The sequence below is a fragment of the Desulfosarcina sp. genome (assembly GCF_041551955.1).
In the GTDB taxonomy this organism is placed as follows: Bacteria; Desulfobacterota; Desulfobacteria; order Desulfobacterales; family Desulfosarcinaceae; genus Desulfosarcina.
Genome location: NZ_JBFELV010000134.1, coordinates 1 through 11386 on the forward strand (window position 1 = coordinate 1; position 11386 = coordinate 11386).

Annotated in this window: 14 protein-coding genes; 13 read left to right on the forward strand and 1 reads right to left on the reverse strand. The window is 52.2% G+C overall.

All coding sequences use genetic code 11. The features are described 5' to 3' along the window. Positions 1–80 precede the first annotated feature (80 nt). The 5 genes from ABYV26_RS11965 (at position 81) to ABYV26_RS11985 (ending at position 3032) form a co-directional block, all read left to right on the forward strand. Positions 81–320 carry a hypothetical protein gene (locus tag ABYV26_RS11965; RefSeq protein ID WP_372681267.1) on the forward strand — a complete coding sequence of 80 codons (240 nt, stop codon included), beginning with the start codon at positions 81–83 and terminating at the stop codon, positions 318–320. 200 nt (positions 321–520) lie between these two features. After that, positions 521–865: a DUF5320 domain-containing protein gene (locus tag ABYV26_RS11970; RefSeq protein WP_372681268.1), complete on the forward strand. Its 345-nt coding sequence runs from the start codon at positions 521–523 to the stop codon at positions 863–865. A 92-nt stretch (positions 866–957) separates the two neighbouring features. Beyond that, a complete protein-coding gene (locus ABYV26_RS11975; RefSeq protein ID WP_372681269.1) occupies positions 958–1293 on the forward strand; it encodes an antibiotic biosynthesis monooxygenase in 336 nt (111 codons plus the stop codon). 239 nt (positions 1294–1532) lie between these two features. Further along, positions 1533–2534: a serine/threonine protein kinase gene (locus ABYV26_RS11980; RefSeq protein ID WP_372681270.1), complete on the forward strand. Its 1002-nt coding sequence runs from the start codon at positions 1533–1535 to the stop codon at positions 2532–2534. 27 nt (positions 2535–2561) lie between these two features. After that, a complete protein-coding gene (locus tag ABYV26_RS11985) occupies positions 2562–3032 on the forward strand; it encodes a universal stress protein (protein ID WP_372681271.1) in 471 nt (156 codons plus the stop codon). A 135-nt stretch (positions 3033–3167) separates the two neighbouring features. Here the strand turns inward: ABYV26_RS11985 and ABYV26_RS11990 are convergent, their stop codons facing one another. Continuing rightward, positions 3168–4565: a sigma-54 interaction domain-containing protein gene (locus tag ABYV26_RS11990; protein ID WP_372681272.1), complete on the reverse strand. Its 1398-nt coding sequence runs from the start codon at positions 4563–4565 to the stop codon at positions 3168–3170. Between the two features lie 289 nt (positions 4566–4854). On the opposite strand from ABYV26_RS11990, the gene ABYV26_RS11995 reads away from it, so the two are divergent. From ABYV26_RS11995 to trxA, 8 genes are all read left to right on the forward strand, one after another. After that, positions 4855–5118, forward strand: coding sequence for a hypothetical protein (locus ABYV26_RS11995; protein ID WP_372681274.1), 264 nt, complete (start codon positions 4855–4857; stop codon positions 5116–5118). A 242-nt stretch (positions 5119–5360) separates the two neighbouring features. Next, complete coding sequence (locus ABYV26_RS12000; RefSeq protein WP_372681276.1) at positions 5361–5759, forward strand: OsmC family protein; 399 nt, start codon at positions 5361–5363, stop codon at positions 5757–5759. Further along, positions 5756–7099: an FAD-dependent oxidoreductase gene (locus ABYV26_RS12005; RefSeq protein ID WP_372681278.1), complete on the forward strand. Its 1344-nt coding sequence runs from the start codon at positions 5756–5758 to the stop codon at positions 7097–7099. Before ABYV26_RS12000 ends, ABYV26_RS12005 begins: the two co-directional genes overlap by 4 nt. 250 nt (positions 7100–7349) lie before the next feature. Further along, positions 7350–9011 carry a bile acid:sodium symporter gene (locus ABYV26_RS12010; protein ID WP_372681280.1) on the forward strand — a complete coding sequence of 554 codons (1662 nt, stop codon included), beginning with the start codon at positions 7350–7352 and terminating at the stop codon, positions 9009–9011. A 131-nt stretch (positions 9012–9142) separates the two neighbouring features. Next, positions 9143–9328, forward strand: coding sequence for a hypothetical protein (locus ABYV26_RS12015; protein ID WP_372681282.1), 186 nt, complete (start codon positions 9143–9145; stop codon positions 9326–9328). A gap of 132 nt (positions 9329–9460) precedes the next feature. Then, positions 9461–9760 (forward strand): hypothetical protein, encoded by a 300-nt coding sequence (locus ABYV26_RS12020; protein ID WP_372681284.1) that lies wholly within the window; start codon positions 9461–9463, stop codon positions 9758–9760. 770 nt (positions 9761–10530) lie between these two features. Further along, positions 10531–10848 carry a hypothetical protein gene (locus ABYV26_RS12025; RefSeq protein WP_372681286.1) on the forward strand — a complete coding sequence of 106 codons (318 nt, stop codon included), beginning with the start codon at positions 10531–10533 and terminating at the stop codon, positions 10846–10848. Positions 10849–10944: 96 nt separating this feature from the next. Next, positions 10945–11283, forward strand: a complete 339-nt coding sequence (gene trxA, locus ABYV26_RS12030; RefSeq protein ID WP_372681288.1) for a thioredoxin — start codon at positions 10945–10947, stop codon at positions 11281–11283. The last annotated feature ends 103 nt before the right edge of the window (positions 11284–11386 follow it).

Sequence of the window (11386 nt, forward strand, 5' to 3'; positions counted from 1 at the left end):
ATAAGTTTGAAAAACGGTGAACCGATAACCGTGAACAGACATCCTAAACAGGAGGGAGGTGAAAAACATGCCCCAAGGAGATGGAAAAGGCCCTGACGGAAAGGGTCGACAATCAGGCAGAGGACTGGGACCCTGCGGCCAAAACGGCCAGCCGGTCCAACCGCAAGATCAAGGAGGAGGACGCGACAGTCGCGGTGGCGGCCAGGGTAAAAGCCGGGGTGGCGGCCGTGGACAGCGACAAGGCGGCGGCTCAGGACGCGGTCGCGGTGGCGGTCGTGGAGGCGGTCAAAACCGTTGAACCCAATTTATTTGATGGTTGATCGCCAATAGTTGTGCCGAAACCAGTGGTCGTCCACAAATGGTAGATTTAGGTTCAGGCCAAGGCCGCAGTGAAACTGAAACCGCAGGTGTAGCAGCGCTACACTGAGGATTCTAGTTGAGCGAGAACGCTGGCCTGGGCCGAAAGATGCCTTTTGTAGGTGAGCACTCGAACAAAAACCCAAACAAGGAGGGTAGTATCATGCCAGGATTAGACAGAAGCGGACCCATGGGGGCCGGTTCCATGACCGGCGGTCGCAGGGGAATCTGCGGGCGTGCAGGTGCCGCAATTAACCAGCCTGCTTACGGCAGCGGTTATGGCTATGGCAGAGGAATGGGTTTCAGACGCGGTTTCAGCAGGGGCCGTGGTTACGGCTTCGGGCCGGCCCAAGGCCGATTTCCTTATCCGCAGGCCTATGGCACCGGGTACCCGGTAGGCAAAACCGATGAAATGGAGATGCTACGGGCCGATGCCGAGGCCATGCGAAAATCCCTTGACGCCGTCCAGCGAAGAATCGCTGAACTGGAAAAGGAAGGCTCTGAATAGCAATGCATCCGGGGTGCCGGCCTGACGGGATCTCACATCCAATACACCGCCAATCCGGTACCCCACCATGGGCACCCCGAAAGGAGCGACCAATGGCTATCGAAGTATTGATCAGACGACGATTTATCAAGGAAAAAGGAGCGGTTTTAGCGCCCTTGATCGTCCGGCTGCGATCCCTCGCATTGGCCCAGCCAGGTTATATTTCCGGTGAAACGTTACAGTGCATCGACCCCGCAGGTGAGGATGAGTACCTGGTCAGAAGCACGTGGCGATCGGTGGATGAGTGGAAAACATGGCTTCACAGCAAGGAACGAACCGCGATCCAGAGTGAAATTGACGCCATCACAGGTGAAGCAACCGAATACCGATTGTATGAACCCCTGGTAGGCGGTATCATGCCAAAATATACAGACAAAGGAAAATCGTGAATGGCCCCCATCGGTAAAAACAATTGTAAGAAGCATACGCTTTTTGACGCCGCTCCAAAAGCCCGGATCCGAACACGACCGGTTAAAACCGGGCTGCTGAAGCGGTTTTTTGCATGGATCGCCCGAGGGGCGAATCAATCCGCTATCGGCAGCAAGTCCTGTCCCACCTGACGGATCAAGCGTTAGGGGCTTGCCGGGTCGGCAGGATTGACAACCCAGGACTTCCTGTTTGGAGGAAAATGGATCAACGAACCGCCCAAGGTAACGCCGATATGACAGCGCTCCCATCTCAAGAAGACCTCCGGCAGATGACGTCCCGGTGGTTGCCTCCGTCCCATGGCGCCCACCCTTTTCAAATCCATACCGACACCTCGGATTTCTTTCGGGTGGAATATGGAGATGTGGTTGTTCTAAACGGTCACCCCTATCTCATTCGCCATAACGCCAAAGAAGGACGATTCGGAATCGACGACGATGTCAAATTTTGGGTCAAACGCGCCATTGATCTGAAAACCGGAGACCTAAAAATCCTCAAACTGGTCTTTTACGAAAAATTCACGAGCACCATCGGCGGCATCGCCTTCGAGTGTTTTCGCAGCCCCGGAAAAGAGGCTCGAATTTTAGATTTGGTCGCCGGACAAAAAAACTTCATGCACGGCCATGCCATAAGGGATCAAGCGGAAAATCTGATTCGCGTGCTCGATTTTATCCAGGGTAAAACACTCTATGATTATGTGCAGGACATGCGGCTGGACCATCAAGCCTATTTTTTCGATCGCCTGCCTGCCATTTTAAACAACTTTGTCGAATGCATCCAGGCCATCCGTTTTCTTCACGAACATGGCGAAAAACACGGAGATATCCGGCGCGATCATATTCTGATAGACCGCAACAGCGGGCGGTACCGATGGATCGATTTTGACTTTAATTACCGGCACCGGGAAAATGTATACGGCTACGATCTCTTTGGCTTGGGTAATGTATTGATGTTTTTAGTCGGTATGGGAGATGTACTGCTGCCGGAGTTGAAGAATCAGGACCACCCTGCCCTGGATAGGCTGGCAGAAGAAGATCTAAATATCGTGTTTAACAACCGCGTCGCCAATCTCAAAAAGATTTACCCATACATTCCCGAATCCCTCAACCGGATTCTGATGCACTTTTCCAAGGGCGCCAATTGGTTTTATGAGAACACGGTGCAGTTGTTGGATGATTTGGAAACATACCAAACATCAATCTGAACGTTCTCGTCATCGAGGAGTGAAAAAATGATCAAAATTGAGACGGAATTCAACAAAAAAATCCTGATTGCCGCGGACGAGTCGGAAAACGCCAGCCGGGCGGTATCCTACGTGGGTCAAATGCTTGCCGGGGTGCAGGGTTTTAAAGTGATCATCCTGCACGTCATTAGTCAACCCGAAGAAGATTTCTTTTCCACCGCTGCTGAAAAAGACAAATGGCTCGGCGAGTATCAGCTGAAAGTGGATGCCATGCTTAAGAACTATCGAAAACGTTTGATCGCTGATGGATTTGAGCCGCAGGATGTATCGGTGCATTCCACGCTTCGCTACTGCCCTTCCCTGGCGGAGTGCATTCTGGCGGAACGCAGCCAAATGAATTGCAGCACCATCGTGGTTGGCAGGCAGGGAATTTCACGAAGCGAAGAGTTCCTCTTCGGCAGTGTCTCCAGCAAGATCGTCAACCATGCGCGCGACTGCACGGTGTGGGTGGTCGAATAAGATAAAAAGGGTTTCCCGCCATGGTGCCCAGAGGATAGCGGATCGTGGGGTGGGATGGGGTGCATCGTATCCGAAAAGGAAGGTTAATCACGAAGACCTTCACGGAGTCTGTCGCGAAAGTGGTGCAAAAACAAACTATTCTTCTGGCTGAAGGGGGATAGCCCACTTTTTCATATACTTCCATATGGCCGTACGACTCAGGCCAACGCGCCGCCCCACCTCTGCTTTGTTCCAGTCGCACTCCTCCAGAAGCGCTGTCAATGCCGCTTGGGTTAATTTCTTGCGCGGTCGAATCTTTCCGCGCGGGACCTCGTAGCAGGCTCCATCCGGGTCCGGTTGCCGAATTTCAACGGGAAGATCAACGGTATCGATCTCCTTTCGATTGCATAACACGAAGGCATGTTCGATGGCATTTTCCAGTTCCCGAACATTTCCCGGCCACGGATGATCCATGAATACACGCATGGCCGCCGTTGAAAGGCCCGTAATCGGCTTGCCTGTTTTTTTGTTCATGCGTTTAATGAAATGGTCGGCGAGAATCGGAATGTCCTCCCTGCGCTCGCGCAATGGGGGCAGTTGGATGGGAAATACTTTCAACCGGTAATATAAATCCTCCCTGAAGCGTCCTTCGCGCACCCGGGCATATAAATCCTTGTGCGTTGCCGTAATAATCCGAATGTCGATCTTATGTCTCCGCGAATCTCCCACACGCTCGACCTCCCTTTCCTGCAGCACCCGCAATAGCTTCACCTGAATATAGGGGCTCAGCTCTCCGATTTCGTCCAGAAAGATCGTGCCGCCGGAAGCTTCTTCAAAGCGTCCCATACGATCCCTATTGGCGCCGGTAAAAGAGCCCTTGACGTGGCCGAACAGTTCGCTTTCCAGCAGGTTTTCGGACAGGGCGCTGCAGTTCACCGCTACCAGCGGGCCTTCCCGGCGGTCACTGTTGAAATGGATCGCACCGGCAACCAGTTCTTTGCCGGTACCGCTGTCCCCATTAATCAGGATGGTCGCCTCGCTGGCGGCGGCGGCACGGATCGCCTCGAAGACCTTTTGCATGGCCCGGCTTTTGCCGATGATGTTGTCCATGCGGTGGATCTCTCCCAGACGGAAAACGGCCTCTTCAGCCTTTTTGCGCGCCCGCATCAGCTCGGTCATGTCGGTGACCGTCTCGACGATGCCGAGGACCTGGCCGTCATCGTTTTTCACCACGCTGGCATTTTTGATCACTGACACATCGTGGCCATCCTTATGCCGCAGATGGCACTCTTTGGCTTCCGAGTGCCCTTTTTCCACGATGCGACATTTTTTGATGTTGGCCGGGCAGCTTTTGCCAAAACAGCGGCTGCACTCGAGCAGCTGGCAGGTTTTCCCCAGGGCCTCCTTGGCAGTGTACCCGCTGATCCGCTCCATGGAAGGGTTCCAGGAAGAGATCCGTCCAGCGGCATCCATGGTGAACACCCCATCGGCCATGGAGTCGATAATCCGGTTGACGAATCGTACATTCCAGATCTCATGAATCTTGTCGGTCATGGGAAGCGCTCTTTTAAGGTTGGGGTTGCGTTACGAAACGTTACCATTCGTTACTTTTTTGCCGCAAAATTATTGTTGGGTCAATAAAAATCGCATTTGGCAAAAATAAGCCACGTTCTATATTGGCGCGTTTCATTTGATGCTTCATGTGAAGGGCATCCCCCACGACGATTGATAGGCACCCAGCACATTGAGTCCCCCTTAAGGAAAGGCAAAACGTTTTTAAGTAAAACGGCACCATAAATGCACTTATTCAAATTAACCAAACCCAAAACTGAGGAGGTGCCGCATGTTTGCATTGATCTATGACACCCACGAATTGGACAAACCTCAAAAAAGAGTGATCTCCGTTCACAAAAGCCGGGAAACCGCTGAACGTGTATTGGGAATCCGAATGGCCCGGTTAGGTAAAAAAGTGGAGGAATGCAACACCCGCATTGTCTGGGTTAAACGAAAGGTTCAGCGTGAAGATGTGGTGATCGATAAAGACTTCTCAACCTGGAAACCGGGCGAAAAAATTCCCTATGGAGAGCTTCACCCAGACTGTGACTGACAAAAAAAATACAGATTTGCACCATTATCCCGATTTTGGGCTGACCATGCGGGTTCATCTCCCAACCGCACCTTGACCTGGAGTGCCCGGTAAATTATACCTGCAACGTACCCGTCCCTTTGTGTGACGACACTCGCGCGCAAGACGGGTGCCATACCTGTTTAATCGCAATAGCAAGCGAACTGGAAATAGATTAAAAGCATTACGGTCCTTGCGAACACCACAATATTGGAGAGTTGACAATGGAGATGGAGATTCATTTTCCCGGCGGAAAGCGCGTAACTTCTACCTACAAAGGATTTACCGTTGAGACGGATCAACCGAAAAGCGAAGGCGGCGATGACTCCGCACCCGAACCCTATGACCTGTTTCTTGCATCCATCGGCACGTGTGCCGGGGTATACATTGTTTATTTCTGCGAAAGCAGAAAAATCCCTATCGACGATATATCAATGACCCTTCATTTTGAAAGAAACGAAACCTCCCATTTGATGGAAAAAATAGCCATCGATGTCAAATTGCCGGCCGATTTTCCGCCAAAGTACAAGAAGGCGGTGATCCGTGCGGCGCAGATGTGCACCGTCAAACGCAACCTGGTCCAGCCACCGGAAATTCTGGTGACGGCAAATGGTGAAACATGAAATTCGTGATCATTGGAGGCGATGCCGCCGGCATGAGTGCCGCCAGCCGGGCCAAAAGAACCATGCCGGAGATGGACGCCATCGTCTTGGAAAAAACTGAAGACGTCTCCTACAGCGCCTGCGGCATGCCCTACAACATTGCCGACGCAGACCGGCCGATTGACGACCTCGTGGTCAGGACTGCCGATGTGTTTCGCAACAAGCAGGGCATCGATCTGTTTACCGGCTGTTGTGCCGAGGCCATCGACGTCAAAAATGGCTCGGTCACCGGGACAATCGATAATGGTGAATCGTTTCGGTTTTTTTATGACCGCCTGCTTATCGCCACGGGGGGGCGGCCGATCGTTCCGGATCTGCCCGGATTCGACCTGCCCGGTGTGGTGGCCTTGAAAAGCCTTGCCGATGGCAGACGCATCAAACACTACATCAAAGACAACGACGTCAAAAAAGCAGTGATCGTCGGCATGGGATATGTCGGGCTGGAAATGGCTGAGGCGCTTCGGGCCAGAGGCATCGAGGTCGACATGGTCAAACCCGGCTCCGATCTCTTGCCCTGGATGCCGCGTGAACTGGCCGCAGAAGTCAAACGGGAGCTGGACGGCAACCAAGTCCGGTTGCACCTCGGCGGTGAAATCACGAAGATCGAAAAAACCGGCGCCCGTCTCGGCGTTGTCTGCGGCGACCGGACCCTTCCGGCAGATATGGTGTTAGTCGCCGTTGGCATCGAACCGAACAGCCAGCTGGCCGCCGATGCCGGAATCGAAACGGGGGTCGGCAACGCCATCGCCGTAAACCACCAATTACAGACCTCGAACGAGGCGGTTTATGCGGCGGGTGATTGTGCGGACGCCTATCACGTGGTTACGGGTCAAAAGACCTGGATTCCGCTGGCGCTGCGAGCCAACCGGGCTGGGTGGGCCGTGGCGGACAATGTCTGCGGCCAAGCGACATCGCTCGAAGGCGTTGCCGGCACGGCCGTATTCAAGGTCTTCAACCTGGAAGTGGCCCGCACCGGACTATCATATGAAGAATCAAACCGCTGCGGATTCGAGCCGGTGGACGTCACGATTCAGACACGATCCCGTGCCCACGCCCATCCCGGGGCAGCAACGATTTGGGTGAATTTGATTGGTGACAAAAAAAGCCGGCGGCTGCTGGGCGCACAAATGGTCGGCCGCGAAGGGGTCGCCCACCGCATCAATGCTGCCGCGGTTGCTTTGCACGGCCAGATGTCGGTCAAGACCTTTTCTGAAACCGATCTTTCCTACGCGCCCCCTTTTGGCCCTGTGTGGGATCCGCTGCTCACCGCCGCCAATCAATTGTTGAAAAAAATGACTTGAAATAATCCTCCGTTACCATATCGTTACCATGTTGATTTAACCGCAACCACGGTAACGCTTTTCCCTCCGTCTTTCATCCCGCACCAGTATTCCCTCTCAACCTAAAAAAGTTTAATCATTCGATATAAATGCAAATTATAAAATCTCGGCCTGGATCGTGAGGATGGCACGATTGTTGAGTAAACCCACTTTCAGTTCTGCCATCAACTATAACCGCGTTTGTTATGACAGGTTAACTAAGGAGATCAACATGTGGCGTGCGCTATCATTTCTGCAGAAAAATCTGGTCTGGTCGATCCCGTTGTCCATGGCCGTCGGTTTATTTTATGGCTATTTTTTCGACGCCAGCCCGCTCAAGCAACTCATCATCCCGGTAACCTTTATTATGGTTTACCCCATGATGGTGACCCTGAACGTGAAAACCATCTTTAAAGGCCAGGACTATAAACTTCAAATCACCACGCAGGTCATCAACTTTGTCCTGGTGCCGTTGCTGGCCTTTTATATTGGCCGCCTGTTTTTTTCCGGCGGACCGGAGAAATATGGGTTGTGGGCCGTCGGGTTGTTTCTCATCGGCGTGCTGCCCACGTCGGGAATGACCATTTCGTGGACCGGTTTCGCCAAGGGCAACAAGGAGGCCGCCATCAAAATGGTCGTTTTCGGGCTGGTGCTCGGGGCCCTGGCAGCGCCGGTCTATACCAAGGTTTTCATGGGCGCCACCATCGATGTGGACGTGCTGCACATGTTCAAGCAGATCGCCCTGTTTGTCTTCGTACCGCTGTTCGCCGGCCTGCTGACCCAGACCCTGGCCATAAAAAAAGTCGGCCACCAAACCTGGAACGATCGCATCAAACCCAAGTTTCCGCCATTCTCTGCCCTGGGTGTCATCCTGATCGCCTTCGTGGCCATGTCGCTGAAAGCCAAAAACATCATCGCCAATCCATCAGATATTCTCACTATCCTGGTTCCCCTGACGGTGTTTTATCTGGTTACCTACGGATTGCTCTCCATTGCCGGGCGGCTGTTCTTCAGGCGCGAGGATGCCATCGCCATGGTTTTCGGGGTGGTCATGCGTGATCTGTCCATCGCCCTGGCCATCGCCATGACCGCCTTCGGCAAACAGGGCCTCACCATCGCCCTGCTGGTCGCCCTGGCCTATGTGATCCAGATCCAGACAGCGGCCTGGTATGTCCGTTTAGTCGGCAAAATCTTCGACGATGCCCATAAACAGACCACGCCGCAAGCCGATCGGCCCGCCCCTGAAAAACTTGCCACGGTCACTGAACTTCCCTCCCGACTGACGAGAGCGAACGAGCCTATGGTTCCGCCGATTCAGAAAATCCTTTATGCAACCGATCTTTCCGATACGGCCCGCCATGCCGTCCGCTACGCCTGTAGCATCGGAAACCGTTTTGGTGCCGCGGTAACCTTATTGCATGTGATCCCGGACGTTCTCGAGGCCCTCTCCAGGGAAGCCGGCATCGACCTGGCCGACCATATGGGTAAAAAAGCCTGGGCCGACTTTCATATCAATGGCATCGAAAAAGCCAAAGATACCATATATCAACGCATCCGGGAGACATCACGACGGGTAACCAAAGAAATTCCCTACTGCCCGCTGACCGAGGACAATGTGATCGTCAAAATCGGCAACCCGGTCAAGCAGATTGTAGCCACGGCGCAGGAAGGCAACTTCGATCTCATCATTATGGGAACCCACGGCCATGGAAAAATGGAGGAACGCATCATCGGCAGCACGGCCAGCGATGTCATTCGCCTGAGTTATGTACCGGTAACGGTGATTCGTCTCCCCGAGAAAACGCCGGTGGCAACCCATCTAAAATCACATAAAAAGGAAATGGTTGAAAAACCGATCAGACCAGCCGGCAAAAACAATCAACGATTCATTTAAAGGAGAAAACCCCTATGCTTCGTGTAACAGACTCAGCGACGGCCAAACTCACTGAATATTTTCAGGACCATGCCATCACCCCGGTGCGTATTTTTTATAACGCCGGCGGCTGAGGACCGCCATCGCTGGCGTTGGCTCTGGATGAGCCAAAAGATACGGATGAACGGTTAATCGTCGATGGCTTTCAATACATCGTCGACAAGGATCTGCTTGCTATGGCGAACCCGATTAAAATCGATTTCACCCCGATGGGCTTTCATGTCACCGGAAACTTGAACACCACGGAAAGCGCCGTCGGTTGCGGAACTTGTGGATAAGGGAATGAATGGTTTCACGGCGACAACCCGAGTCAACGGGCCGTTCGTCAAGGGCCAAGGAAATTTTCAACGATAGCGGATCCGTCTTTGGCTCACGGACGCTGATGAATATCAGTTACAGGGGGATGCAACGTGAAAAAACGTCAGGTCGTTATCATTGGCGGTGGCCCGGCTGGGCGCACCATCGCTCAGATGCTCCATACCTCCGATCAAAATCTGTGCGTTACCTTGATCAAGGATGAAAGAATCAATGCAAACCGCTGCGCGGTGCCTTATGGCATCCCAAATAAGAACCCGTTGGAAAAGTTTCAGATACCCAATGCACTGGTAACGGATTATGGAGCCGAGCTGGTAATCGACCGCGTCGAAAGGATCGATACCATCCATCAACAAGGCGGTTTCTGCGGTAGCGGGCGATCGATACCCGTATGATGATCTGGTATGCTCTTTTTTTTTGGGCCGGCAACTCGATACCTGGCGTCAGAATCACCTATGAAAGCGTATGGCTTGAAATCACCACCAACGACAACCGGGCCGTCTATACCGGAATCAGGGGCGCCCTCAGCCTGACAACCGCTGTGTTCCCGATAATTGCCGGTTTATTGATCAACGTCTCCACATTCGAGGCCATTTTTAGTTTCACATCTCTTCTTGTTGTGTCCGCTTTGTTTTTCTTCGTTCGTTTGAAGTGCCCCTCCCCGGGCGATGTTGAATCGTGAGGCTGCCCGCTTTCCCCAAAGCCCACCAGGGACGTTCACGCACAGGGTTGAAAAAATGCAACCCGGAGAGCCATCACCCGATAACCGTTACCCAACGTTAACCCTATGCATATCTGCCAGGAAGTAACGGTGTGAATTAACTTTTACTACTCATATGGGACTCTCAAGGATCTTGATCGTTCAGGAATAAAATAGATAACCATTAGTATTTAGTGTGTTTTATTCTGCTTCTCTATTTTATAAATCGTTTCACCGATGTGGCACAAAAGTTGATTATAACAAATAGTAATGGTTGTGTTCTTATACAAGGAATTCGTTGGTTTTGATTCTTATTCAGCTTCCCTCCCAATCTCATGCCTGGCGCAGTTGGGTCAGGAGGTTTTCCATGAGTCGTCAAAAAAAATAAGGACAAGATGTTTGCTGGCTTAAACTTAAGACATGATCAGCAGGACAACATAAACCACAGAAAAGGAGGACCGCGTTATGAAGGCAAAAAACTGCTGCAAAACGATGGAAATGGAACTCACCGGCTGGAAAGCCATCGTTTACGATATCGCTCGTAAAATGGATTCCCTGCCCGGTGGCGAAAAAGAAAAAATTCTGCCCAACATCGAAGACCTGCACATCCTCATCACGGAAATGGACGACCGGATCGATCAGATCCGCGAAAACTGCACACCGGAAACCGGCATAGACGATATCCAGGCTGAGCGCGCAGCGTTTAACAAGTCAATCTCTACGCTTCGCGTAACAACTGAAGAAGCCATGCGGGGACTGGGCGGCGGCGACTTCGGTGGATAAATACCGACAACCGATTCGATGAATGAATGATCCTTGAGGGCGGCAATGTTCGGGATTGCCGCCCTTTCGTTTACCAATGAGACCAGGAGAATTGCAATGGGTGCGATTGGACGAGTATCCCAGAAGCATTTTGAGCAGTCGGTCCTGCGCGGAGTGACCCTGGTGGATTTTGATGCCCCGTGGTGCGGACCCTGCCGCACTCAAAAACCAATCATCGATGCATTGAAAAAGAACTACAGCGGCAAGGCAGTGATCCAGAAGATAAATATCGATGAAAACCAAGACATCGCTATGCATCTCGGGATTCAGAGCATTCCCACCATCATTCTTTACAAAGACGGCAGGGAGATGGACCGCTTTATTGGTGTACAAACAGCTGGGACACTTACCAAAGCGTTAAAAAAGCTAATCGATCTGCCGCGTCATTTTAATTGATCGCTCGGTGTCCTCCATTTTTTAAAAACCGGCGTCGACCTTAGCCTCTATAATTTCATGCTTATTGCGTGGGTCCTATTTTAAGCTATGGTTGAACGCAACA